Origin of the sequence: Saccharibacillus sp. CPCC 101409 (assembly GCF_030518235.1) — a bacterium.
Taxonomy (GTDB): Bacteria; Bacillota; Bacilli; order Paenibacillales; family Paenibacillaceae; genus Saccharibacillus.
The window spans coordinates 446876-471181 of the sequence record NZ_JAULSA010000002.1 but is presented as its reverse complement, the minus strand read 5'-3'; the positions used below and the strand labels follow the sequence as shown (position 1 = coordinate 471181).

Below are 24306 nucleotides of genomic sequence, written 5' to 3'. Positions count from 1 at the left end.
TTTCCGTTCGATCCCTTTTTAACCGATCAGTTCGCCCGTGTACACAAATGCCGCCGGTCCGGTCATATACACGTGGTTGTCGGCTTCGCTCCATTCGATAAACAGGTCGCCGCCTTTGAGCGATACGGTCGCTTCGCGGCCGCTCAGCCCGTTGAGCACCGACGAAACGAGCGTCGCGCAGGCTCCCGTGCCGCAGGCCAGCGTCGGCCCCGCTCCCCGTTCCCAGACGCGCATGTCGATCTGCCTAGGATGGTTGACGGTCGCGAATTCCACGTTCACCTTCTTGGGGAACAGCGGATGTTTCTCCAGCGCCGGCCCCCACTTGGCGAGGTCGAAGCTCACCGCGTCGTCCACGTAAATCACGCAGTGCGGATTGCCCATCGATACGGCGGTGAATTGAAAAGACTCGCCCAGCGCTTCGATCGGCCGATCGACGACGGACTCGCCGTCGACGGCGACCGGAATCTTCGCGCCTTCGAGCACCGGAGCGCCCATATCGACTCGCACCGTGCGGGCGACGCCGTTTTCGGCCGAGATCGTCAGCGGCTGTACGCCGGCTCCGATCGTTTCGATCGTCAGGCTCTCGCCGGATACGAGCTTGCGGTCGTACACGTATTTCGCCACGCAGCGGATCGCGTTGCCGCACTGCTCCGCTTCCGAACCGTCCGAGTTCATGATGCGCATCATGAAATCCGCTTTGGCCGACGGCAGGATATAGACGAGACCGTCCGCGCCGATGCCGAAAAAGCGGTCGCACACGCGCACCGCAAGCTCCGCGGCGTTCGACGGCAGCTCCCGCTCCCCGTACACGATAATAAAGTCGTTGCCCAGCCCGTGCATTTTGGTGAATTCCATGGTTTGTTTCCGCTCCTTATCGTTTTCGAAACGGCGCGTCCCGCCTCCCTTCCCGGTTCCGGCAAGTTGACGAAAGCGCCCGTTTCGCTCAATATAGATCATGCCGCTTCTTGTCCGGCCCGCCGCTGCGGCAGGTTCCGGACGCGGACTTCCCCGCCGGGGAGACCGCAAAAGCTACATTAATTAAGATACCCGAACCGGGGCGCGATTTCTATTGATTTTGTGCGCGAAACTTTGTGTTTTTACGCGTCTCGACCCGGTTTGGAACAATACGGACGTAGGCCGTGTACGCAAACTCACTGAAGTGCATCTTTACCTGCCTTTTCGCCCTCGAAATGAATCGTGCTCAAAGCGTGTACGATTCATTCAATGCCGCGTTACTTTCCCTTGACGTGCCCCGGCACGCCTTCGGAAAAGTTCCTTGTCGAGAACGAAAATTCAGTCAAATCTGCTTCCTTCGGAGTTTGTGTACACGCCCTAGAGAAAGAAGGTCGTTTATAGATGGCATTGGACGGAATCGTCACACGCGCGATCGCATCCGAGCTCCAGTCGCTTCAAGGAGCCCGCATCGGCAAAGTGCACCAGCCTTCGGGCAGCGATATCGTGTTTCAAATCCGCTCGCGCGCAGGAGGCAAAAAGCTGCTGCTGTCGGCCAGCCTCACGTATCCGCGGGTGCAGTTTACCGAGCAGTCGTACATGAATCCGCCGGAAGCGCCGATGTTCTGCATGCTGCTGCGCAAACACTGCGAAGGCGGCATTATCGAAAAAATCGAGCAGGTCGGCATGGAGCGCATTCTGCATTTCTGGATTCGCCAGCGCGACGAGGTGGGCGACGTCTCGCTCAAAAAGCTGGTCGTCGAACTGATGGGCCGGCACAGCAATATCATCCTGCTCGACGCGTCGAACAACACGATCCTGGACGGCATTCATCATGTAACGCCGGCGATCAGCAGCTACCGCGTCGTGATGCCGGGCTTCCAGTATCAGGAGCCTCCGCAGCAGCACAAGCTGAATCCGCTGGAGGCCGGCCGGGACGAATTTATGCAAAAATGGTCGGAGCACGCGGAAGTGGCCCCGGTCAACCGCATCGTCGACGCCTATACCGGCATCAGTCCGCTGATTGCCCAGGAAGTTCTGCACCGCGCCTCCGCAGCCGAAACGCCGCTTGGCGCCGGGGAATCGGTGACCGAAGCGGTCTGGACCGCGTTCGATCGCCTGATGGCCGGCGTCCGCGAGGGAAGCTTCGAACCGAGCAGCGGCCTGAACGCGCGCGGCAAGCTTGTTTTCTCCGCCGTGCCGCTGACGCTGATCGAAGGCGAACTTCGCCGTTTCGATTCCATCAGCACCTGCATGGAGCATTATTACGGCGATAAAGCGGACCGCGATACAGTCAAGCAGAAGGTGAGCGACCTGCTCAAGTTCCTGCAGAACGAGCGCAGCAAGAACGTGAAGAAACTCGACCACCTGGACCGCGATATCGAAGAGGCGCAGGATGCCGAGCAGTACCGCATTCACGGAGAGCTGCTGTTCGCTTCGCTGCATCTGCTCGAACGCGGCATGAAAGAGATCGAACTGGTCAATTTTTACGACGAAGAACAGCGGCCGGTCAAGATCCAGCTCGATCCGCAGCTCGGTCCGTCCGACAACGCGCAGCGCTATTTCAAAAAGTACAACAAATACAAAAACAGCCTGGCCGTAATCGACGAGCAGATCAAGAAAACGCACGCGGAAATTTCTTATATGGACAATCTGCTTCAGCAGTTGAACGACGCCACCCTGCGCGATGTCGACGAGATCCGCGCCGAGTTGGCCGAGCAGGGCTATGTCCGCAACCGAGTTGCCCGCGGCGCCAAAAAGAAAAAAAAGAACGACAAACCGACGCTGCACGTCTATACGTCTTCCGAAGGCATCGAGATCTATGTCGGCAAAAACAATCTGCAAAACGAATACATTACCAACCGGCTGGCGCACTCCGGCGACACCTGGCTGCACACCAAAGACATTCCGGGTTCGCACGTCGTGATCCGCAGCGCCGAATACGGCGAAGCCACCTTGAACGAAGCCGCCCAGCTGTCCGCCTACTTCAGCCAGGCCAAGCATTCCAGCAGCGTGCCCGTCGACACCACCCAGATCCGCCATGTGCACAAGCCGAGCGGTTCCAAACCGGGCTTCGTGATCTACGATCATCAAAAGACCCTGTTCGTCACGCCCGACGAAGATCTGATCAAAGCTCTGCCGAGCGCCGTTAAAAACGCGTAAACCGGTACTGCCGAAGTTCGTATACTCATGCTGCTTCGTCACTCCCTCCCCCGGTCGTATCCTGCAAATAATTTCGGTTATGCAAAAAGCCCGGATTCCGCAAAAGCGGAACCCGGGCTTTTTTATATCTTTACCAGCGACGCTGCCAAAGGCAGCCAGCCTATCCCGCTCTCCCCCACCCCAGCAGCCGTCGTTTATCGCTCGGAGCGACTTTGGCTTTCCGAAGGAAAACAACCGGAGCGAAGAGTGATAAACGACGGCGTCTCAACCGTATACTTCCCAATCTCCCCGTGGAATACTTTCCCCTGCCGCACGCCGTGATAATCCGACCCCGCCGTCGTCAGCAGACCGTATTCTTCCGCCAGCAGCCGATAACGCGCTTCGTCTTCCGGCGAATGATCGGGATGCCGCACTTCGATGCCGGCAGGCTTCGCATCGTCCAACACCTCGCGCACGAGCGCGTCGTCGCCGTACAGTCCGGGATGCGCCAGCACCGGCACGCCGCCGGCCTCGCGAATCCAGTCCGCCGCTTCGCGCGGCGTAATGCGCGGGGGCGAGACGTAAGCGGCCGCGCCTTCGGCCAGATACTTGTCGAACGCATCGCGCAGATCGTCCGCGTATCCTTTGCGCACGAGCACATCCGCCATATGCGGACGCCCGACGCTTTCGCCGGGACCGAGCGGACGCCCGCCGCGGTCTTTGACTTCTTCAAGCGTAATCTCCACGCCGAGCTCGCGCAGCCGCTCCAGAATCAGGTCGTTGCGAAGGTCGCGCACGCCGCGCAGACCCGCCAGGCGTTCCCGGAACTTCCCGTCCGACGGATCGAAGAAATAACCGAGCATATGGATGTCTTTGCCGCCCGCGCGCGTACTGATTTCCACTCCCGGCGCGAAGTCCAGTCCCGACCGTTCCGCCGCCGCGGCCGCCTCCGGCACGCCCGCCACCGTGTCGTGGTCGGTGAGCGCGAATCCGGCCAGTCCCCGCTCCGCCGCCAGTTCCGCCAGCTCGGCGGGCGTATTCATGCCGTCCGAAGACGTGCTGTGCATATGCAGGTCGTAAATTCCTTCATGCCTCATCCCGGCTTCCCCCTTCCGTCTCCGTGCCGGCCGATTCGGTCTGCCGGTCGCGCAGAAAATTCAAGAAAGCCACAGCCGCGATCGGCAGCAGCGTCGATTTCAACCGGACGGAATAAAACTGTCTTTTGAACGAAGCGTCCCGCACCGGCACGGCGTGAAGCAGACCGAGCGACAGCTCGTGCTTGACCGAAGAAGGCGACAGCATCGTGAGGCCCAGCCCCGCTTCGACCGCCGACTTCACCGCCCCCGTGCTGCCCAGCTCCATCACCGTTTGCAGCCGGCTCGGGTCGATTCCTTTCGCCCTCCATTCGTCTTCCATCACCTGGCGCGTGCCCGATCCTTCTTCTCTCAGCACGAACGGGTAGGCGGACGCTTCTTCGAGCGTCACCGAACTCTGCCGCGCCAGCGCGTGCCCCGCCGGAACGATCAGCCGCAGCTCGTCGTGCATAACCGATTCGCTGACGATATCGGGATGGACGACCGGCGCTTCCACCAGACCGAAGTTGAGCGTATGCCGGGCGATTTCGTCGAGAATCTGCGTTGTATTCATCACTTTCAGCGAGATGGCGATATTCGGGTGCTGGCGGCCGAACGGCACCAGCAGCGGCGGCAGTACGTATTCGCCGATCGTATTGCTCGCGCCGAACTGCAGCCGTCCTTCCAGTTTATGCGTAAAGCGGGCCATTTCCGTATCGGTTTCGCGCATCAGCTCAATGCTTCGCCGGGCGTACGGCAGCAGCATGCGCCCCGATTCCGTCAGTTCGATTTTCTTCGTCGAGCGATTCAGCAGCTTGGTGCCGAAATACTCCTCCAGCGTCTGGATTTGCATCGTCACTGCCGGCTGGGTCATGTGCATCGCTGCGGCCGCCGCGGAAAAGCTGCCTTTTTCGGCCACGGTATGAAAAATATGCAGTTGGTGAAAATTAAGCGCCATTGCTTGCCTCCTCGTAAAAAAAGCATGAAAAATGAATTTCCATGCACAGTGCTTGCTTATTCGATTGGAACGGCCGTTTTGAATTGCGCCGTTCTTCGAACGCCGTTCCCGGACATCCTTTTGCCAAATCCGCCGCTACTTTTTCTTGCGCCCGTTCTTCATCAGCGTCATGCGCCGAGAATGCCGCAGCCACGAATAATACGATTTCAGGTCTCGCAGTTCGATGGTCTCCGACATTTTGCCGAGGAACGTAACGACAATCATTTTGTGCAGCGGTCCTCCCTCGGCCGGATACGGTCCGGCAAGTTCGCCGAATTCGGCTACCATCACGATATCTTCGTCGATCAGGTAGACGTCTTCCTCGTTGCGGTAGTATGAAACGATCTGTTTCATTTTCAAACATTCCCACAACCAGGCAGCGATGTCTTCCGCACTTTTTCCGTCCGATTCGATCCGATCGCCGTAGCGGCCTTTGGCATGATTCGTAATGACGATGTCCGCTACCTTTTTGTCACCGAGAGCGATGAAAAAAGGTTCGTAAGTGCTCCATCGTTCCGTAGCCTTATCCCGCACCGTTTATCACTCTCCAGAGACTAGACTTGGTCCTTTTTAGGTCTTTCTATCTATGTATATATACCCAATATATTACATCATGCCTCTATGTTATACAAGCCAATCAGGAATTGTGAAGTTTCAGGCCGTTTTTCGGAGCGCAGGCGCCGTTTTTCGAATCGATAGCGTCGAAAGTTCCGAACAAACGCCCCGTGCCAAGAAGCGCGGCTCAAGGCGCCCATGTTGCAGAAGAAGCGGCCCAAGCTTGGGCCGCTTCTCTAACATGCCGCCGTTGTTTTCGTCATCAACCCGACAGCGCTTCGGAATCCAGCAGTTCGGCTGAAGCCTCTTCCGGGAGCTTGCTGCCGTAATCCGTCTTCAAATCCGTCCGATGCGATCTTTCGATTTTGCGTACGTAAGACAGTCTGCGCATATTTTTGGCCGTTTCCTCCGCGCGATCGGCGTTGAGGTAAACGACAGCATAATGCATGCGGCGCGAAACGTAATGAAGCGTTCCATATTTCTCAAGATTTCGCGCCGCTTTAAGATCGCTTACCCATACGATGTAGCCTATCCGTTCCGGAACCATAACGTTCGCACCCCGCTTTCTGTGATGGAATCGACGCCCTCATCCGCAGCCGCAGGCACCGCCGCTTCCGCAGCCTTTCTTGGGCAGCGGATCGTTGCCGGGTACCTTGATGCTCGCGGAAACCGAGTAAGCGATCGTCTCCGACATTTCAAAGAGCAGGTCGTCGAGCGCTTTCTCCGCCGCCTTGAAACGGGCGACCGCCTCGATCTGTTCCATCTCCCGCTCGACCAGCTCGACTTCTTCTTTCGCAGCGTGATAATTCGGGTGAAAGTGTCCGAACCGCTGCGCTTCTTCAAACAATTCTTTCCTGGCGTTCAGCTCGACAACGAGCCGCCGCACTTCCGGATGCTCCTGCATCCGTTCGCGCCAATATAAGTAATCCGCAACTTCGACAGAACCGTTGATCATATCGCCCAAATCGTATGCGCTCATAAGCACACGGGCCATATCGACTGTTTCAATCTCCGATACGCTCATTGTTTCATCCCGCTTCTACACTAAAACTCTACCCGATCCCACCCGGGCCGGGCAGGTACAATTATCATAGCACAACGCCGCGCAGGATGTAAGCCTTTAACAAAAGAGGACGAGTCAGGACGTCTTCCCTTGCGCGTCAGCCTTTCTTACTTCTCTGTCAAAAAAGATTCCGCCATCGCGATCAGCAGAGAAGCCGAAGCCTGCATCGCCGATTCGTCGAAATCGAACTTGGGATGGTGGTGAGGATAAACGAATCCCTTTTCGGTATTACCCGCTCCCACGAGCATGAAGCACCCCGGACGTTCCCGGAGGTAATAAGCGAAGTCTTCGGCGGGCATCAGCGGCTTGGCCGTTTCGACTCGATGTTCCGGAAGCGCGGCGGGCGCGACCCGGAAAAACCGTGCGGTTTCGGCCTCGTCGTTGACCAGCGCCGGATACCCGACCATATACTCGACCTCCGCCCCGGCGCCGTACGCTTCGGCGACCTGCCGGCACATCGTTTCGATCCGCCGGCGGATCAGCGCTCTCGTTTCTTCGTTGAAGGTGCGCACCGTTCCCGTAATGCGCGTTTTCTCCGCGACCACGTTCTGCGCAAAGCCTCCGTGAATCGTTCCGATGCTTACCACGGCCGGCATCAGCGGATCGACGGAGCGGCTGACTACCGTTTGCAGCTGCATGACCAGCGCCGAAGCCGCCACGATGCTGTCGACCGCTTCGTGCGGCATGCCGCCGTGTCCGCCGCGTCCCGTAATATCGATAAAAAACTCGTCCGTCGAAGCCATCATCGGCCCGTCGACCGATGCGACCGTTCCTACCGGCAGCGGCGTCCACAGATGCACGCCGTATACCGCGTCCACGCCGTCGAGCGCCCCGTGTTCGATCAGCGGCTTGGCCCCGCCGGGGCAGACTTCTTCCGACGCCTGGAACAGCAGCCTCACTTCGCCTCGCAGCGTATCCCTCCGCTCCGCGAAGTACCTCGCCGCGCCCAGCAGCGCCGACGTATGCCCGTCGTGGCCGCAGGCGTGCATCACGCCGTCGCGAAGCGAAGCGTACTCCGCGCCGCTTTCCTCCCGGATCGGCAGCGCGTCCATATCGGCGCGCAGCGCGACCGCCTTGCCGGGCAGCGCCCCGCGAACGGTGCCGATCAAACCGTAGCCGCCCAAGTTTGTGCGAACCTCGATGCCGAAGCTGTTCAATTTTTCCGCGACGAACGCCGCCGTTTCTTTTTCTTTATACGAAAGCTCGGGGTTGCGGTGCAGATGTCTGCGCCACTCCACCATCTCTTCAAATCCTTTTTGCACAGTCTCGTTCATCTTGGGTAATTCCTTTCTTTCCGGGTCTGCCGGCGTTTATGTAAACATTGTAGCAAAAAACAAAAGCCCAGCCCATATCCATGGCAGGTCTTGCACCGCTCTTTCAAAGCGATTATGATGAAGAATGAGATTTTATAACCGTACGGAAGGAAGAGCCGGTTTGTCCTGCCTGTCACATTCCCACATCAACGGCGCTTCCGCAGCGTCCGCCGAAGGATTGAAGCGAACATGAGCACAGTGAACAACAACCGAGTAAAACAAAGCGCCGCAAACAAAAAGACAGCGAGAACCAGAGTCCAGAAAGCGCCGCCGGATTTCCAGCTGCTGATCCTGACGCTGATCCTGACGGGCTTCGGTCTGCTGATGGTGTTCAGCGCAAGCTCAAGCGTTACGCTGCTGGGCAAGAAATTCGAATACAATCCGCTCTATTTTACAATGTCTCAATTTCAGTACGCCATATTGGGTATCATCGTGATGCTGGTTGTTATGAATATTCCTTACAAGCGATTCAAGAAACTGTTTATCCCGATGTTTCTGATTACGTTTCTTATGCTGGTCGTCGTATTGTTCATGCCGGCTGTCAATGGCGCGCACAGCTGGATTACAATCGGAAAATTGTTTTCCTTCCAGCCGACCGAACTGGCGAAGATCAGTACCATTTTGTACTTGTCCGCCCTGATCGCCAAGAAAGGCGACAAGTTCCGCGACCTGCGCTCGGGCTTTATGCCGGTTATCGTAATCGTCTCGTTCGTAGCCGGCCTGGTCATGCTCCAGCCCGATCTGGGTTCCTGCATGATCCTGGTCTCCGCCTGCTTCCTGGTTATCTATGCGGGCGGCGCGAGTCTCAAGCATATTCTGGGTTCGGTAGCGATTCTCGTCATTATCCTGGGACTGTTCCTCGGCGGCAAAGCGCTGCTGACGCATCAGACGGCGGACGAAACCAGCGCAAGTTCGAACTATCAGGTAGGCCGGATTCAAGCCTATCTCAATCCGTTCGCCGACGAAAAAGGATCGACGCAGAATTTGCTCAACTCGCTGATCGCGATCGGCGAAGGCGGCGTGACCGGCGCGGGCTACGGACAAAGCGTGCAAAAGCTGTCGTATCTGTCCAATGCGCACAACGACTTTATTTTCGCGATTATCGGCGAAGAATTCGGTTTTATCGGCACCGCCGTATTCCTGCTGCTGTATCTGTACTTCCTGTGGAGAGGGCTGCTCGTCTCGCTGCGCTGCCCGGACGTATTCGGCACGCTGACGGGCGTGGGCATCGTCGGATTGATCGGCATTCAGGCCTTTATCAATATCGGCGGCGTCTCCAACACGATTCCGCTGACCGGCGTTACGCTGCCGTTTATCAGCGCGGGCGGCACTTCCCTGCTGATTACGCTGTTCAGCATGGGCATCCTGCTCAGTATTTCCCGCGATTCCAAAAAAGCGGTTCCCGCGGTCAAAGAAGAAAAGTCGCAGACCGTTACCGTGCCGGAACGCCGGACGGCTCTGTATCGTTCGCGGTAATATCGGCTTTATGCCGGATGCCACATAGAAAAAGGTTCTTCCGCATCTGCGGAAGAACCTTTTTTGCGCGGTTTGACCGAAGCAGCCGGCCGATACCCCGAGAATCGGTGCCGGCTCCGCCGGAAGCTTAGGCGCTCAGCGGATCCGGGACGGCTCCTCGATCGAAATATCGTCTTTGAAGGCGACTCCTTCGACTTTGACGTTGACTTCAACCACTTTCAGGCCGGTCATGTTCTCCACCGCTTCCCTGACGTTCTGTTGAAGCATGCGGCAGACCTCGTGAATCGGCGTTTCGTACAGCACGATGATGCGCAGGTCGATCGCAGCTTCAAGCTGCCCGACCTCTACGGTTACGCCCTTCTGCACGTTTTTCCCGCTCAGCCGCTTGGCAAAGCCTTCCGACAGCCCGCCGGACATCGCGGCAATCCCCGGCGTTTCCAGCGCGGCCATTCCCGCGATCTTGGCCACGACATCGTTGGCGATCCGTACGTTTCCATTGTCCAGTTGTACCTGTTCGGACATGACCATCCCTCCTTCCTTCATAGCTCTAGTTTAAAGGCTAACCCCCTTGAAGCGCAAATGCAGATTTTGCTTTTTTCGCATTCCCGCTTTCGGGATCGTTTCACTTGAAGGCGAAGTAGCGTATATTGTGAGAGGATTGTTTATTTTCATTTTTACATAACGAATTTTTGCGATGGAGGACTGTCCCATGAAAAAACTGCTTTCCCCGATTCTGCTGATCGGCACTTTCGCGCTCAGCGCGGCCGGTCATCTGCTGCACTGGAATTCCACGCTGGAATTCGTGCTGTCCGCGCTGTCCGTTATCTTCGTGGCCGGATTCCTCGGGCGCGCCACCGAAAGCGTCGCCCATTACGCCGGCCAGCGGCTGGGCGGATTTCTGAACGCGACGTTCGGCAATGCGGCCGAGCTGATTATCGCCGTCCTGCTTGTCAAAGAAGGGCTGTTCGACATGGTCAAAGCCAGCTTGACCGGCTCGATTATCGGCAACCTGCTGCTCGTGCTCGGCCTCAGTTTGTTCGCCGGCGGGCTGAAGTTCAAGATCCAGCGCTTCAACGTACCTCTCGCCGGCATGAACGGATCGCTGATGATCGTGGCGGTGATCGCCCTGTTCGTGCCGGCGGTGTTCCTGAACACCCATTCGATCGAAGGGCTCCAGATCGACACGCTCAGCCTGATCGTGGCCGGCATCCTGATCGCGGCTTATCTCGCCTGGCTGCTCTTCTCGCTCGTGACGCACAAAGAATACCTGGCCGATCCCGCCGAATTGTCCGCGGCTTCCGCCGGCGCGGCCGCGGCAGGCAGCGTTCTTCCTGCGGACGGCGCGGAAACGGCGTCCGGAGCGCCGGCGCATGCCGAAGAACACGCCGAAGAGCCAGCCTGGTCCAAAGGACGCTCGATCCTGTATCTGGTGATCGCCACCGTTATGGTCGCTTTCGTCAGCGAATGGCTGGTCGGCACGCTGGAGACGTTTACGGTCCAGTTCGGCCTCAGCGAACTGTTTGTCGGGGCGTTCGTTGTCGCTATTGTCGGCAACGCCGCCGAGCACAGCGCCGCGATCATGCTCGCCATGAAGAACAAGATCGGCGCTTCGGTCGAGATCGCCGTCGGCAGCAGTCTGCAGATCTCGCTGTTCGTCGCTCCCGTGCTGATCTTCGTCAGCTTCTTCATGGGCGGCCTGAGCGGTACGATGGATATCGTCTTCTCGACGATCGAGATCGTCGCGATCGCCGTCTCCGTGTTCGTGGCCAAATCGATTATCCAGGACGGGGAGACCAACTGGTACGAAGGGCTTCTTCTGATCGCCGTTTATATTATCCTCGGCGTTTCGTTCTATATGGTGCATTGACCGTTTCCGGCGGCTGTGCGCGCAACAAAAAAAGCGCTTGAAGCTTCGGCTTCAGGCGCTTTTGATATGTCGGAGCCCGGGAACAGGCGAAATCTCTATTCCTTGTTATTCAGGGCTTCGTAGAGAACCGCGAGATTGCGTTCCAGCTTGCTGACGATCTGCTTGCCTTCCGTCTCGCCTACGAGACCCGCCCGGATCGCAAAATCGACCTGTCTGGAAAAACCGTACATTTGCGTATCCAGTACTTCCTCATAGAGAGGACAGTGGCGGGTTGCCAGATTCTCCATCTGCACTTCAATCAGCTTCTCGATTTTATTTGCATCTTCTTGAAGAAGAGTCGCTGCCTTAATTTGAAATTGTTCCTGCACCTCAGATGAAGTCATATTTTCTCCCCCCCATGCCCGAAAGTGTGGCCGGCCGATTCTAAATCTAATATTAGACGAATTTAAAAGGTAATACAAGAACCGGCTTGCAAAACGCAAGGAAAAGCACCGCCCGTTGGGATTCGGGCGGTGCCGGTTTTCATTCCGCTTGCGGTTACTCCGGCGCGATCGCGACGTTCAGTCCGTGCTTCTCGAACACTTCGACCATTGCGGCTTTCGCTTCTTCGGCGTCCGGTCCGATGACGTGCAGTTCGTACTGCTGGTTGCTTACGAGCGTCGTAAACAGGCCCAGAATACTTTTTACGTCGATGTACTTGTTCTCCGCCTGCAGAACGATCGAAGAAGAGTAGCGGGATGCGGTCTGCGCGATTTCAACTACTGCAGCATTGTTTTTAGCCATTTCTATCCCTCCGTCTGTCTCTGAAATAAAAACGGTACTCACGTCTTTCATCATAACGTGAATCCGCTTTCTTATCAACCGTTTTCCTCGCGTCTGAAACCTATTTCAAGTTTTCGGGATTCAGGCATTCCAATTCCGGCACGGTGAAGATGCCGTCTTTGCGAATCAGCCGGTCGTCGAAATAAATTTCTCCGCCGCCGTATTCCGGACGCTGGATCAGCACCAGGTCCCAGTGGATCGACGAACGGTTGCCGTTGTCGGCAATCTCGTAAGCCTGGCCCGGCGTGAAGTGCAGGCTGCCGGCGATCTTCTCGTCGAACAGCGTATCTTTCATCGGAGTCAGGATATACGGGTTGAAGCCGATCGCGAACTCGCCGATATGGCGGGCACCTTCGTCGGAGTCGAGAATCTTGTTCAGCTTCTCCGTATCGTTGGCCGTCGCTTCGACAATTTTGCCGTTTTCGAACCGGAACGTCACGTTCTCGAACGTGATGCCGTTGTATACGCTGGCCGCGTTGTACGCGATCGTGCCGTTGACGGAATCGCGCACTGGCGCGGTGTACACTTCGCCGTCCGGAATATTCGCGGTGCCCGAGCATTTGATCGCCGGGATGTTCTCGATCGAGAACGACAGGTCCGTGCCCGGTCCGACGATGCGCACCTTCTCCGCCCGGTTCATCAGCGTCTGGAGCGAATCCTGCGCGCGGTCCATCTTCGCGTAATCCAGGTTGCACACGTCAAAATAGAAGTCCTCGAACGCCTGCGTACTCATATTCGCCAGCTGCGCCATGCTCGCGCTCGGATAACGCAGCACGACCCATTTCGTGCGCTTGACGCGCTGTTCGCTGTGCACCGGATGGTTGTACAGCGCGTTGTATATCTTCATCTTGTCTTCCGGCACATCGGCCAGTTCGTTGACGTTCTCGCCGGAACGGATGCCGATGTAGCCCTGCATCTGCTTCATGCGGTTCAGGTCCGTCTCCGCCCAGGTGCGGATCATCTCTTCCGTCGCGTTCATCAGCAGCGTGCGCTGCACCATCTTGTCCGTCAGCTGTACGAACGGATTGCCGCCGAGCGCGCTGATTTCTTCCACGACCGCCTGCAGCAGATCGCGCTCCGGTCCGATCATCTCGACCAGAATGTTCTCGCCCGGCTGAACGTTGACGGAATAGCCCGCCAGCGTTTTAGCCAATTTCTGTACTCTGGGGTCACGCATGCAGTCAGTTCCTCCTACGAATCGGTTCCGGGCGCGGGCGCCCGGAACTTCTTATTGAACGGCGGTCCGCAATCGGCCGCCGATAGCCTACCCATTGTAGCATTTCCCCCGCTTGAAGTCACCGGGTGAAGTCGCCGGGTCCGGGGCGTTGAAGAACGTCCGGCGCCCGGGAACAAACCAAAAAGCGTTCCGCTCAGCCGAAGAGGCATTGCGGAACGCTTAAATTCCAATACGGTCAAAACTTCGGAAAACCGAAACGGAGCGTCAATCGGCAACCGCCGTCTGAATCCGGTTGCGTCCGCTGTGCTTGGCCTGGTACAGCGCCATGTCGGCCCGATAGAACAGCGACTCCACGCTGATCGAAGCGTCGCCCTGCGCCCAGTCGGCGACTCCGCACGAAACGGTAACGGCAGGGCGCGTTTCTTCGGCGACTCCACTGCGAATCCGCTCGGCCACAATCAGCGCTTCGTCCAGCGTCGTTTCCGGGAAGTAAACCGCCAGTTCTTCGCCGCCCCATCTGGCCGATACGTCGGTCGCCCGGATCGAACCGCTCAAGATGGCGCTTACCTGCTGCAGAACGGAATCGCCGATCTGATGGCCGTACGTATCGTTGACCTGCTTGAACCGGTCGATATCGATCACGAGCAGCGAGCCTTTGGAACCTTCCAGCTGATGGGTATGGATCTGTTCGTCGAGATGACGGCGCACATACAGCCCCGTCAGCGCATCGCGGTTGGCCATTCGCTGAAGCTCCGCATGCAAGGTGGCATTGCTGAGCGCAAGACCGATATGCGTCGACAGCATTTGCAGCAGCTTGAAATTTTCGTACGAAAAATAGTGATGCTCGCGTTGGGCGAGCAGAACCGCTCCCATCGCTTTGCCGTTCGAGATCAGGGGCGCGGCGATCATCGAACGGGCTTCGGACAGTTCCATAAAACGCGACGGCATGCCGGACTCCAGGTAATCCGATATAATCAGCGGTTCCTGCGTGCGCAGCACCGCGCCGCCGAAGCCGTAATCGCGGCTGAACGAAGCGCCCTGAAGCTCCGGCAGGCTGCAGGCCATAACGTCGAAGCGATTCTCCGCCGGATTGTCTTTGAGAATGCAGCAGTACTCGGCGCGGAAAATGCCTACCAGTTCCTGAATCGCGAACGAGAACACGTCGCTGAGCTGCAGATTCTGATTGAGCCGTTTGGTCAGCTCGTTAATCAGCAGCAGCTCGCGGATCAGCAGATTCGACTGTTCGTACAGCTTGGCGTTCTCGAACGCTTTGCCCGCGGTGTCCGATACCATGCTGAGCAGGCCGGCGTTAAAGCCTTCCGGCGGAACGTCGAGCGTAAAGTGCAGCACGCCGTAGATACCCTGATGTCCCGCAAGCGGAAGAGCGACGCCGATCCGTTCCGGACGGCCGGGCTTCGGCTTGTGCTCGACTTCGACGCTGCCCCTCATAAAGGCGGTCGTGCAAATGCCCTGCTTGCGCTGATCCAGCAGGCTCACGTTCAACAGGGGATTGGGATTCGGATAATCCTGGGTCATCAGCAGCCGGCAGTCGGCCGCCGGATGCAGCGTCAATACGATGCGCTGCAGTTCTTCCAGCACCCCTCCCACGTCGAACTTGTCGTACAGCCTCCGGACCATGCGAAACAAAGCCGAATCGCCGCTAAGCGAATGGGCTCCCGCCTGCCGGGTGTACAGCGCGTCGTGAATAAACGAGTATTCGAGCCTCTGGTAGAAGCAGGTGCGGAAATGCCGAGCCGCCATCTCCACAATCGGCATCATGCCGGAAGAAAGACGTTCCGGCACCGCGCAGCCCAGCACGGCGAATACTTCGCCGCGCGTCCGGCTGAATACCGGAACGGCCAGCGTGACATACTCCTGCATCCACGCTCCCGTATGCAGCCGCGCGGGTACCAGCACGGCTTCCCGCCGGGCGAGCGCTACCCAGCCCGCGTGGGCGGGCTCTTCGTTAAGGCGGCGGATCAATTCGGGAGCTCCGGCCACCGAGTCGCCTTCATTGCTAAACAAAAACCATTCGGCCTCCGATATAAAAGAAGACGAAGCGTTCTGCTGCATCCAATCGATGAAGCTTTCCTTAAGCAAAGGTTCTATATAAGGAAAATCGGCCGTGCCGATGTCGACGGACTGAATCCAGAAAGACGGATCGCGGCGGGAAACGACGGGGAACAGCGCTTCGCTGACTTCGCCGCGCCGGATTTCTTCCACCGGGTTCTTTCCTGAATGTTCGGACATAACTTCTCTCCTTTGCCGAAAACAGTGCCTTCTGCTGCATATAATCGATTATAAAGCTTCGCGCCCATGCCGTTCGGCATGCGGAAGGGAAGCCTTCTTGTGTTTCTCCTGAAATGCTTCCCTCCCATTTTACTCTTTTCGCCCCACTTTTGCATCTTATTTTTCGCTGTTTTTGTATTCTAATGGGTCTTTCGGCTTATTCAGGTTTTCCCGTCTTGTTTTCCCTTCGGCGATCTTTATTTTAACCCTTGACTCGAATTCGTTTGTGCTATAGAATTTAACGATGTATGAACGCCGGATACCTACGTATCCGGGTGTAACAGTGCGTCACCCTCACGTGCTTGGTTGCTATCGGGACAGCGGCTGAACTTTCCCGGTATGAGTACGCTGATTCGTTTCTTCCTTATATAAAGGATAACGTCTCCGGCCTGCGTACGCGAAACCAAACACGGCGCACACGGTTCCCCGGTCATTAAACATGACAAAGGAGTTTTTCCGATATGGCACGTTACACAGGCCCTAAATTCAAACTCAGCCGCCGTCTGGGTATTTCCCTGAGCGGTACTGGCAAAGAAATCAAGAAACGCAACTTCCCTCCGGGTCAGCACGGCGCCAACCAGCGCAGAAAGCTGAGCAACTACGGTATGCAGCTGCAAGAAAAGCAAAAGCTGCGTCACACGTACGGTCTGGGCGAGAAGCAATTCCGCACCCTGTTTGCAAAAGCACAAAAAATGCAAGGCATCGCCGGCGAGAACTTTATGTTCCTGCTGGAAAGCCGTCTGGACAACCTCGTGTATCGTCTGGGCTTCGCCAACTCCCGCGCAGGCGCGCGTCAGCTGGTCGCTCACGGACACGTAACGGTTAACGGCAAAAAAGTCGACATCGCTTCCTACGCGGTAAGCCTGAACGACGTGATCGGCCTTCGCGAAAAAAGCCGCGGTCTGTCCTCGGTTAAAGAAGCGCTGGAAAATCGTGCGTTTATCCCGGCTTACCTGGAGTACAACGATACGGCGATCGAAGGCAAATACATCCGTTTGCCCGAGCGCGCCGAGCTGTCGCAAGAAATCGACGAAAAACAAATCGTCGAATTCTACAACCGTTAATCCCTGTTCGGTCCAAATACCCGCAAGCTTTCCGGCTTGCGGGTATTTTTTTATGCCGTTCGGCACTTTACTCCCCTGCTTTTCCTTTCACCGGCCGCCTTGTTTCTCTCCCGGCCCGCTCCCCATTTCCTATGCTTCTTTTGCCTTTTTTGTGCTATAATAAGCCCTGTTCGTTTACCATGCAGCGGCTCGGGTTACAGCCGCCCCGGTTCGCTTCCCTGCACGGGTGTATGGATTGAAACAAAGGAGGAAGATACGCCAATGGCTGAAGAAACCAAAACGCCCAAAACGAAACCTTCCGTCAAGAAAAAATCGTTTTTCCGCAAAACGCTGACCTTTTTTAAATGGATGGTTATCCTGGGATTTGCGGCGGTTCTTTTTGCGGGAGGCACGGTGGCCGGATATATAACTTCCATTCTCAAAGACGAACCTGTCCGCTCGCGAGCCGCGATCGAACAGGCCATCGACGAGGACGCCATCACGGGCTTTGCTTATTTTCGGGATACCAGTCCCATCGGCCAGCTGCGCACCGACGAGGACCGCAGGCCCGTCGGCTACGACCAGATTCCGCAGAATGTAATGGACGCGCTCGTTTCGATCGAAGACAAAAGCTTTTACGAGCACCCGGGCATCGATACCAAAGGCACGCTGCGCGCCGTCAAGCAAAAAGTGCTTAACGAGCCGGTGCAGACAGGCGGCAGCACACTCACCCAGCAGCTCGCCCGCCGGGTGTTCCTGAGCCTCGACAAGACCAACGATCGCAAGATCAAGGAAATCCTTCTTTCTCTGCGCATGGAACGATTCCTGTCCAAAGAAGAAATTATTACCGCCTATCTCAATAAAATGCCGTTCGGCAAAGGTTCGTCCGGCTACAATCTGTTCGGCGTCAAAGCGGCGGCCAAAGGCATTTTCGGCTTGTCCGACCCGTCGAAGCTCAATCTGGCGCAGGCCGCCTACCTGGCCGGGCTCCCCCAGCTTCCGACGACCTACTCGGCGTTCGACAGCCGCGGCGCTTTGAACGAAAAAGGCTTCGCCAGCGCGGTCAGCCGTCAGCACCGCGTGCTTGAAAACATGCTCGAAGACGGCAAAATCACGCAGGTCCAGTACAAGGAAGCGCTCGATTTCGATCTGGAAACGTCGCTGGCCGCGCGTACGCCGAAAGCTTACGCAACTTATCCGTACTTGATGGCGGAAGTGGAACGCGAAGCGACCAAGATCATTATGACGCTGGAGAATCCCGGCGGCGACGCGGCTTCCGGCGAAGGCACGTCTTCTTACGAAGCCGCGAACCAGATGCTGCTGACCGGCGGCTATAAAGTCTATACGACGATCGACCGGGATATCTACAAAACGATGCGCAATATCGCGGAGAATCCGGCCCACTTCGGCGTCGACGATCCCGACGGGCTGCCGCAGCAGGTTGCCGCCAGCCTTGTCGATCAGAAGACCGGCGCGGTAATCGGCATGATCGAAGGCCGAAGTTTCGATACGCAGGAGATGAACCTGTCCACGCAAATGGTGCGTCAGCCGGGTTCGACCATGAAGCCGATCGCCGCGTATCTGCCGGCGCTCGACAGCGGGCTGATCCAGCCGGCGGGCGTGATCGACGACGCGCCGATCATTCTGCCTTCCGGCTCGGGCTACCATATTCCGAAGAACGCCAACGGCCGTTACCAGGGTTTGGTTACGGCGCGCTACGCGCTCAATCAATCGCTGAATATTCCCGCGCTCAAGCTGTTCAACGAGAAAGTCGGGATCGACAAAGCCTGGGCTTTCGCCAAGAAGCTGGGCATTACGACGATCAAAGACAGCGACTATAACAACAGTACCGGCGTGATCGGCGGGATGACGAGCGGGGTCACCGTCAAGGAGCTGACCGGCGCTTACGCGGCGATCGGCAACGGCGGCGAATTCAACGAGACATACATGATCGACAAGATCGTCGATTCCAAAGGCAATATCGTCTACAAACATCAGATCAATCCGAGCCGCGTCTTCTCGGCGCAAACCGCTTACCTAATGACGAATATGCTGGAAACCGTCGTTAGCGACGGAACCGGCAATGCTTCGGTGGGCAATATCCCGAATCTGGTCAATCAGTACGGAAATATTGCCATCGCCGGTAAAACGGGCTCCACCCAGAACTATGCCGATGTCTGGTTTATGGGTTACACGCCGGACCTGACGCTCGGTGTGTGGACCGGTTACACCGTGCAGAAAAATACGATGAACGACGACAAAGGCCGCGCGCGGATCGTATGGGCGGCGATCATGAACGACGTTATGGCGCTCAAGCCGGAACTGTTCCCGACCAAAGAGTTTACGAAGCCGGAAGGCATCGTCTCCAAGACCGTATCGGGTTACAGCGGCAAGCTTCCGACCGACCTGACCGTGCAATCGGGCAAGCTCGTCACGGATATTTTCAATGAAAAATACGTGCCGACCGATTACGACGACGGTCTCGTCAACTCGAGATATATCGTCTACAACGGCGTCAATTACGTGCCGCACGCGGAAACGCCGGACGATATGGTTCTGCAAAAAGTAACGGTCAATCGGGAGAAACCGATCAATCAGCTGATTCTCGAATTGAAAGAAGTCCTGTCCAAAGTACCGAACGCGGAATCGCTCAGCTATTATATTCCGGCGGACGCGGGCGTCGACGCACCGAAAGAAGTCGATCCGCGCGGCGACGACGGCTATGCTCCGTCCGCTCCGGTCAACGTTTGGATGAACGCTTCCGGCACCGCAATCGCTTTTACGGCGAATCCGGAGAACGATGTAGTCGGCTATCGCCTGTACCGCTCGACGGACGGCGGAGCTTCGTATCAGTATATGGATGCGGTTCTGACCGGCAATTTCCTGCAGTTCGGAACGTCCGGCGTCGCCGGAGCTTCCTATTACGTCGCCGCGGTGGACGTGGTCGGCAACGAATCTTCGCCGAGCCGGATCGTCGGTTACTCCGCGCCGCCGGCGATTGTCGAAGAGACTCCGCCGCCGGCGGAAGAAAATCCTGTGGTAGAAGGCGAAGTTGTGCCGAACGAGACCGAAGAAGAATCGCCGGTCGATACCGAAACGGAAGATCCGCAGGAACCGGTCGAAGCGGCCGATCCGAAACCGGAAACGGAGCAGCCTCAAGAACAGCCCGACAGCGAGCCCGCTGCGGTGACGGCTCCGGCCGAACCGAGTCAGCTTCAGGGCAGTTCTTCCGCCGAAGGCGTTCAGCTCAGCTGGCCGTCTTCGGAAGGTGCTTCGTCCTACACCGTTTATTACAGCGCCACCGCCGAAGGTCCGTTTGCGGCAATCGGCACGACTTCGACGCCGTCGTTCACCTACACGGCGCAGGCTCCGTTTACGGCCTGGTTCAAGGTCTCGGCTTCCAACGAAGCTGGCGAGTCGCCGCAGAGCATGACGCTGTACACGGCAAGCCAGTAATTTTATCGCGGCGCATACTTTACATTTCTTCCGGCAGCCGTTGTTGCCGGATAACCACAAGAACCCCCGGGATTCGCGTTCTGCGAATCCCGGGGGTTCTTCTTTTCTTATATCAGCGTCTGTACGGCGGCATGACGCGTTTCGTCCACTCCCCGACACGGAGAGTGGCTGTGTCGAAGCAGCGGCTTGCACCCAAGTTTACGGCTGCCGCAGCGCCCGCAGCTCCAGCATCCCCGAAACGATCCCGAACGAGCGGGCCGAAGCCGCAGCCGTAAATTCGGCGAAGCTTTCCGGAGCCGCACCGTTGGCTTTATCCGACATGGAGCGGATAATCACATGCGGGATGCCGTTCATCCGGCAAACCTGCGCGACCGCGGCCCCTTCCATCTCGGTGCAGGCTCCGCCGAACTCCTCGCGCAGCTTTGCCACTTCTTCGCGGTCGGCGACGAAGCGGTCGCCCGACAGCACCCTGCCGGTCGCGAAGCGGACTCCCGCCGCCTTGCAGGACTCTTCCGCCAACCGGACCCAATCCGGATCGGCCGGGAACACCGACTCTGTCTGAAAAGGAATGATTCCCCGCGCGAAGCCCAGCGGAGATGCGTCCATATCGTGCTGCACACTTTCGGACGAGACGACGATATCCCCGATTTCGAGCGCGGGATCGAGCGCTCCCGCCACGCCGGTAAAGACCAGCGCTTCGATCCGGAATTCGCTGGCCAGCACCTGAGCGGCGGCGGCCGCGTTGACTTTGCCGACTCCGCAGCGGCAGACCACGACCGGGCAGCCGCGAAACAGCCCTTCCGTGAAACGAATACCCGCAGCCGTCCGGCTGCGGGTATTCGTCATCTCGCCGAGCAGCAGCCCGACTTCTTCATCCATGGCGCCCATCAGGGCGATTGTCTTCGTCATCAATTCCGCTGCTCAGTCGTTCACGCGAGCGACGGACAGGCGAAGAATCGTTTCGTGCGGCAGGACGACCTGCGAGCTTTCCACGTTTTCTTTCTTCATCAGCTTGGTCAGCAGGCGCATGGCCACCGCGCCGATATCGTACATCGGCTGCGCCACCGTCGTCAGCTGCGGACGCACCATGGAAGCCATGCTGATATTGTTTACACTGATAACCGAGAAATCGTCCGGAACTTTATAGCCTTCGTCCTGGATGCTGTGGATCGCGCCGATCGCCATTTCGTCGGTTGCCGCGAAGATCGCGGTCGGCTTATGCTTCAGGCCGAGGAAGTATTTCATCGCTTCCACGCCGGATTCGTAGCGGTAATTGCCGATCCGCACCAGGTCTTCCTGATAATCGATCCCCGCTGTTTCCAGCGCGCGTTTGTAACCCTGGAAGCGCGAGTATCCGTTGGCCGGGTCCTGCAGCGTGCCGCTAATCATCGCGATCTCGCGGTGACCGTGGCGAACCAGCGTGCTGACCGCGTCGAAAGCGGCGGCTTCATGGTCGATATCGACCGAAGGAATCGTACCGTTTTCATCTTTGGTCGCACAAAGGACGATCGGCACGGACGCCGTCTGGAAAGCCTGCACGTGATCTTCGGTGATGGTACCGCCCATAAAGATCAGCCCGTCCACCTGCTTCTCGAGCAGAGTATTGATTACGCGAATTTCTTTTTCTTTCTTCTTATCGGCATTGCACAAAATAATGTTGTAATGATACATGTTCGCGATATCTTCGATACCCCGTGCAATTTCGGCGAAGATCGAGTTGGAAATATCCGGAATGACTACGCCGACCGTCGTCGTTTTCTTGCTCGCCAGGCCGCGCGCGACCGCGTTCGGGCGATAGCCCAGGCGCTCGATCGCTTCATATACTTTCTTGCGCGTTTGCGGTTTCACATTCGGGTTGTTGTTAACGACCCGGGAAACCGTCGCCATCGAGACTCCCGCTTCGCGAGCCACGTCATAAATAGTTACCGTCACATCTGTTCTCTCCATTGCCAGTAAATTTTTCAATCAGGTTTCAATGAATTACATTCAAACTTTCATTAGTACCATGATACGATAAATTCCTCTGGGGCGCAATGTTAACGCTTCACTTTTTTCCAAAAAAGGCGGCTGTCTTAAGACAGCGCCTCCTGCAGGGCAGCGGAAGTAATCCGCGAATGCGACGTATTCCAGACGGCTTTGCCGTTCTTCAGCAGGATCGCCTGCGGCGAAGCGTGCTCCACCCCGAGACGATCGGCGGCTTCGAGCGACACCGGGCGATCCTCGACAACGTGGATCAGCACGTAGCCCGCTTCCTCGTTGGGCGTGCCCTGCAGATAGCGTTTCGCTTCTTCGTAGGCTCTGGCGCTGATCGGGCAGCGCGTACTGTGCTTGAATACAAGCACCGGTTTGTGTTCGGATTCTTGAATCGCGGAGTCGAGCTGCTCGCTTGTCGCGATCTGTGTAAAATTGGGCATTGATAGCCTCTCCCTTCCGTTATCCAAGCTGCAGCGGAATATCGCGTTGCATACAAGTGTTCGCTTTCAGTTTAACAACCCGGGAAAACGAAGTCAAAACCGTCTGTTTGCGGCGCGGGCGCCCGTTACCGGTTTACAAGGACGCCCGCCAGGGCTAAACCGGCGAGTAACGGCGCGCCGCGCCGGATTCGCACGCTACCGCGCTCAATTGGGCCAGCCGCTGTTCGATCTCGGCCATTCTCTCCTGGTCGCCGGCTTCCCTGGCAAAGCTGTAGAAGTCCAGCAGCGTATTGATGCGAGCCTCGCAGTTCTCCAGAATCTCCGCGCGAAGCGCGTCTTTGGTATCGGCTTCGCTGCAGGTAAACGCCGTATACGCGATACAGGCCAGCTCGTTGAAATCCGTGTAATCGAGACCGTACGGTTCTTCTTCGAGCGGCAAACTGAGCAGAAGCGCCTGCAGATCCTTTCTGACGCCGAACATCACTTCTTCGTGCTCGCAGCCCGGGCAGGCCAGAATCGGCACATTGTCGATGCTGATGTGTTTCTTATAACCGACGAGACGAAAATCCAAATCGTACCTCTGTCCGCATGTGCAGTATTCCAGCATCCAACAATCCCTCCAACATCGATATTGCCGCATGATCGCCGCGACTGGCTTCTCCGCCCCGTATATGCCTTCAAACCGACCGGCCTCCCGCCGCAGGCGGAAGAACGACCCGAGCCGCCTTTCAAAGCACGCCGCAGACCGGAGATTCTTTTTTATAGGTATTCTATAGGTTGCTTCATTCGCTGTATCTTCCGCAAATTCCTGCTTCTTTTCTCAAAAAATATTAAGCGCTTTCAAAACTGGGTCAAAAACCTCTTTTTTTTCGTAATTTTGCCCGGCGCCGCTTGAATTGATACAATAATGAAAGCAATTCGAATCAAGCCTCAAATTAACGATAATCAAACGGGAGGAACGGTGAATATGCGTCTGAGCGGTAAAAAAGTGATTGCGCTGGTGGACGAGGAATTCGAAGATCTCGAACTGTGGGTTCCCGTTTACCGGGTGCGCGAAGAAGGCGCGGAGGTCCATCTGGCCGGCGCGGAAAAAGGGAAAAAATATATCGGCAAATACGGCGTCCCGGCCGAAGCGGAATATGCTTTCGACGAGCTGGACAGCGCCGACTACGACGGAATCCTCGTACCGGGCGGATGGGCGCCGGACAAACTGCGCCGCTATCCGAAAGTGCTTGAGCTGGTGCGCGAAATGCACGAAGCCAAGAAACCGATCGGCCAGATCTGCCATGCCGGCTGGGTGCTGATCTCGGCCAAAATTCTGGACGGCGTTACGGTAACGTCCACTCCGGGCATCCGCGACGATATGGAAAATGCCGGCGCGATCTGGAAAGACGAAGCGGTCGTCGTCGACGGCCATATTATTTCCGCGCGCCGTCCGCCGGATCTGCCGCCTTACGGGCTGGCGTTCTGCAACGCGCTGGCGAAATCGCAGGCCAAGTAGACGATAACGGCAAACGGCCGCTCCGCTTGTGTGCGCCACGGCGGCCGACGCATCGTTGAGGTTCAAAGCCGCTTCAACGTTCAAAAAAGAACCTTCATTTCCACACGGCTGTGGATTTGAAGGTTCTTTTGTAATACATTCTTTTGTACGCTCATCGGGCGATTTTG

General features: G+C 57.1%; 22 protein-coding genes. 6 read left to right on the top strand and 16 right to left on the bottom strand.

The features are described from left to right. Positions 1-18: 18 nt before the first annotated feature. The gene (gene dapF / locus QWJ34_RS06300) at positions 19-855 is read right to left on the bottom strand and encodes a diaminopimelate epimerase (RefSeq protein ID WP_302726217.1); all 837 of its coding nucleotides are present in this window, start codon (positions 853-855) and stop codon (positions 19-21) included. Positions 856-1356: 501 nt separating this feature from the next. Here dapF and QWJ34_RS06295 point away from each other — a divergent pair. Continuing rightward, positions 1357-3114, top strand: coding sequence for an Rqc2 family fibronectin-binding protein (locus QWJ34_RS06295; protein WP_302726216.1), 1758 nt, complete (start codon positions 1357-1359; stop codon positions 3112-3114). Positions 3115-3308: 194 nt separating this feature from the next. Here the strand turns inward: QWJ34_RS06295 and QWJ34_RS06290 are convergent, their stop codons facing one another. From QWJ34_RS06290 to QWJ34_RS06265, 6 genes are all read right to left on the bottom strand, one after another. Further along, positions 3309-4190, bottom strand: coding sequence for a PHP domain-containing protein (locus QWJ34_RS06290; protein ID WP_302726215.1), 882 nt, complete (start codon positions 4188-4190; stop codon positions 3309-3311). Continuing rightward, positions 4180-5124, bottom strand: a complete 945-nt coding sequence (locus QWJ34_RS06285) for a selenium metabolism-associated LysR family transcriptional regulator (RefSeq protein WP_302726214.1) — start codon at positions 5122-5124, stop codon at positions 4180-4182. Before QWJ34_RS06285 ends, QWJ34_RS06290 begins: the two co-directional genes overlap by 11 nt. Before the next feature lie 135 nt (positions 5125-5259). Beyond that, positions 5260-5697, bottom strand: a complete 438-nt coding sequence (locus QWJ34_RS06280) for a hypothetical protein (RefSeq protein WP_302726213.1) — start codon at positions 5695-5697, stop codon at positions 5260-5262. Positions 5698-5980: 283 nt separating this feature from the next. Next, the gene (locus QWJ34_RS06275) at positions 5981-6265 is read right to left on the bottom strand and encodes a YlbG family protein (protein ID WP_302726212.1); all 285 of its coding nucleotides are present in this window, start codon (positions 6263-6265) and stop codon (positions 5981-5983) included. 39 nt (positions 6266-6304) lie between these two features. Next, positions 6305-6742, bottom strand: coding sequence for a YlbF/YmcA family competence regulator (locus tag QWJ34_RS06270; protein ID WP_302726211.1), 438 nt, complete (start codon positions 6740-6742; stop codon positions 6305-6307). A gap of 146 nt (positions 6743-6888) precedes the next feature. Next, positions 6889-8055 carry a M20 family metallopeptidase gene (locus tag QWJ34_RS06265; RefSeq protein WP_302726210.1) on the bottom strand — a complete coding sequence of 389 codons (1167 nt, stop codon included), beginning with the start codon at positions 8053-8055 and terminating at the stop codon, positions 6889-6891. 228 nt (positions 8056-8283) lie between these two features. Between QWJ34_RS06265 and ftsW the strand changes: the two genes are divergently transcribed. Further along, positions 8284-9570 carry a putative lipid II flippase FtsW gene (gene ftsW, locus QWJ34_RS06260; protein ID WP_302726209.1) on the top strand — a complete coding sequence of 429 codons (1287 nt, stop codon included), beginning with the start codon at positions 8284-8286 and terminating at the stop codon, positions 9568-9570. 135 nt (positions 9571-9705) lie between these two features. Here ftsW and QWJ34_RS06255 read toward each other — a convergent pair whose 3' ends face one another. Next, positions 9706-10092, bottom strand: a complete 387-nt coding sequence (locus QWJ34_RS06255) for an Asp23/Gls24 family envelope stress response protein (RefSeq protein ID WP_302726208.1) — start codon at positions 10090-10092, stop codon at positions 9706-9708. Positions 10093-10279: 187 nt separating this feature from the next. Between QWJ34_RS06255 and cax the strand changes: the two genes are divergently transcribed. Continuing rightward, positions 10280-11437, top strand: a complete 1158-nt coding sequence (gene cax / locus QWJ34_RS06250) for a calcium/proton exchanger (protein WP_302726207.1) — start codon at positions 10280-10282, stop codon at positions 11435-11437. 95 nt (positions 11438-11532) lie between these two features. On the opposite strand, the gene QWJ34_RS06245 is transcribed toward cax, so the two are convergent. The 4 genes from QWJ34_RS06245 to QWJ34_RS06230 form a co-directional block, all read right to left on the bottom strand. Next, entirely contained in the window at positions 11533-11820 is a 288-nt protein-coding gene (locus QWJ34_RS06245) for an Fpa/YlaN family protein (protein ID WP_302726206.1), read from the bottom strand. A gap of 154 nt (positions 11821-11974) precedes the next feature. Continuing rightward, positions 11975-12220, bottom strand: a complete 246-nt coding sequence (locus QWJ34_RS06240) for an HPr family phosphocarrier protein (protein WP_302726205.1) — start codon at positions 12218-12220, stop codon at positions 11975-11977. A 100-nt stretch (positions 12221-12320) separates the two neighbouring features. Then, entirely contained in the window at positions 12321-13436 is a 1116-nt protein-coding gene (locus tag QWJ34_RS06235) for an aminopeptidase (protein WP_302726204.1), read from the bottom strand. Positions 13437-13700: 264 nt separating this feature from the next. Then, positions 13701-15686 carry a sensor domain-containing diguanylate cyclase gene (locus QWJ34_RS06230; protein WP_302726203.1) on the bottom strand — a complete coding sequence of 662 codons (1986 nt, stop codon included), beginning with the start codon at positions 15684-15686 and terminating at the stop codon, positions 13701-13703. Positions 15687-16186: 500 nt separating this feature from the next. On the opposite strand from QWJ34_RS06230, the gene rpsD reads away from it, so the two are divergent. Both rpsD and QWJ34_RS06220 read left to right on the top strand, forming a co-directional pair. Beyond that, positions 16187-16789 (top strand): 30S ribosomal protein S4, encoded by a 603-nt coding sequence (rpsD, locus tag QWJ34_RS06225; RefSeq protein WP_302726202.1) that lies wholly within the window; start codon positions 16187-16189, stop codon positions 16787-16789. 261 nt (positions 16790-17050) lie between these two features. After that, entirely contained in the window at positions 17051-20224 is a 3174-nt protein-coding gene (locus tag QWJ34_RS06220; protein ID WP_302726201.1) for a transglycosylase domain-containing protein, read from the top strand. A gap of 198 nt (positions 20225-20422) precedes the next feature. Here QWJ34_RS06220 and QWJ34_RS06215 read toward each other — a convergent pair whose 3' ends face one another. The 4 genes from QWJ34_RS06215 to QWJ34_RS06200 form a co-directional block, all read right to left on the bottom strand. Next, positions 20423-21133, bottom strand: coding sequence for a 5'-methylthioadenosine/adenosylhomocysteine nucleosidase (locus QWJ34_RS06215; protein ID WP_302726200.1), 711 nt, complete (start codon positions 21131-21133; stop codon positions 20423-20425). Positions 21134-21145: 12 nt separating this feature from the next. Continuing rightward, a complete protein-coding gene (gene ccpA, locus QWJ34_RS06210; RefSeq protein ID WP_302726199.1) occupies positions 21146-22156 on the bottom strand; it encodes a catabolite control protein A in 1011 nt (336 codons plus the stop codon). 140 nt (positions 22157-22296) lie between these two features. Beyond that, a complete protein-coding gene (ytxJ, locus tag QWJ34_RS06205; protein WP_302726198.1) occupies positions 22297-22638 on the bottom strand; it encodes a bacillithiol system redox-active protein YtxJ in 342 nt (113 codons plus the stop codon). A gap of 154 nt (positions 22639-22792) precedes the next feature. Further along, the gene (locus tag QWJ34_RS06200; RefSeq protein WP_302726197.1) at positions 22793-23209 is read right to left on the bottom strand and encodes a hypothetical protein; all 417 of its coding nucleotides are present in this window, start codon (positions 23207-23209) and stop codon (positions 22793-22795) included. A gap of 396 nt (positions 23210-23605) precedes the next feature. Between QWJ34_RS06200 and QWJ34_RS06195 the strand changes: the two genes are divergently transcribed. Next, the gene (locus QWJ34_RS06195) at positions 23606-24139 is read left to right on the top strand and encodes a type 1 glutamine amidotransferase domain-containing protein (protein ID WP_302726196.1); all 534 of its coding nucleotides are present in this window, start codon (positions 23606-23608) and stop codon (positions 24137-24139) included. Positions 24140-24306 lie beyond the last annotated feature (167 nt).

Bases quoted from the DNA above. Each gene is read 5' to 3' on its own strand.
- QWJ34_RS06270 (WP_302726211.1), bottom strand. From the start codon at position 6,742: ATGAGCGTATCGGAGATTGAAACAGTCGATATGGCCCGTGTGCTTATG.
- cax (WP_302726207.1), top strand. From the start codon at position 10,280: ATGAAAAAACTGCTTTCCCCGATTCTGCTGATCGGCACTTTCGCGCTC.
- QWJ34_RS06240 (WP_302726205.1), bottom strand. From the start codon at position 12,220: ATGGCTAAAAACAATGCTGCAGTAGTTGAAATCGCGCAGACCGCATCC.
- rpsD (WP_302726202.1), top strand. From the start codon at position 16,187: ATGGCACGTTACACAGGCCCTAAATTCAAACTCAGCCGCCGTCTGGGT.
- QWJ34_RS06230 (WP_302726203.1), bottom strand. From the start codon at position 15,686: ATGTCCGAACATTCAGGAAAGAACCCGGTGGAAGAAATCCGGCGCGGC.
- QWJ34_RS06235 (WP_302726204.1), bottom strand. From the start codon at position 13,436: ATGCGTGACCCCAGAGTACAGAAATTGGCTAAAACGCTGGCGGGCTAT.
- QWJ34_RS06285 (WP_302726214.1), bottom strand. From the start codon at position 5,124: ATGGCGCTTAATTTTCACCAACTGCATATTTTTCATACCGTGGCCGAA.
- QWJ34_RS06255 (WP_302726208.1), bottom strand. From the start codon at position 10,092: ATGTCCGAACAGGTACAACTGGACAATGGAAACGTACGGATCGCCAAC.
- QWJ34_RS06245 (WP_302726206.1), bottom strand. From the start codon at position 11,820: ATGACTTCATCTGAGGTGCAGGAACAATTTCAAATTAAGGCAGCGACT.
- QWJ34_RS06290 (WP_302726215.1), bottom strand. From the start codon at position 4,190: ATGAGGCATGAAGGAATTTACGACCTGCATATGCACAGCACGTCTTCG.
- QWJ34_RS06195 (WP_302726196.1), top strand. From the start codon at position 23,606: ATGCGTCTGAGCGGTAAAAAAGTGATTGCGCTGGTGGACGAGGAATTC.
- QWJ34_RS06220 (WP_302726201.1), top strand. From the start codon at position 17,051: ATGGCTGAAGAAACCAAAACGCCCAAAACGAAACCTTCCGTCAAGAAA.
- ftsW (WP_302726209.1), top strand. From the start codon at position 8,284: ATGAGCACAGTGAACAACAACCGAGTAAAACAAAGCGCCGCAAACAAA.
- QWJ34_RS06265 (WP_302726210.1), bottom strand. From the start codon at position 8,055: ATGAACGAGACTGTGCAAAAAGGATTTGAAGAGATGGTGGAGTGGCGC.
- QWJ34_RS06215 (WP_302726200.1), bottom strand. From the start codon at position 21,133: ATGACGAAGACAATCGCCCTGATGGGCGCCATGGATGAAGAAGTCGGG.
- ytxJ (WP_302726198.1), bottom strand. From the start codon at position 22,638: ATGCCCAATTTTACACAGATCGCGACAAGCGAGCAGCTCGACTCCGCG.
- QWJ34_RS06295 (WP_302726216.1), top strand. From the start codon at position 1,357: ATGGCATTGGACGGAATCGTCACACGCGCGATCGCATCCGAGCTCCAG.
- QWJ34_RS06275 (WP_302726212.1), bottom strand. From the start codon at position 6,265: ATGGTTCCGGAACGGATAGGCTACATCGTATGGGTAAGCGATCTTAAA.
- dapF (WP_302726217.1), bottom strand. From the start codon at position 855: ATGGAATTCACCAAAATGCACGGGCTGGGCAACGACTTTATTATCGTG.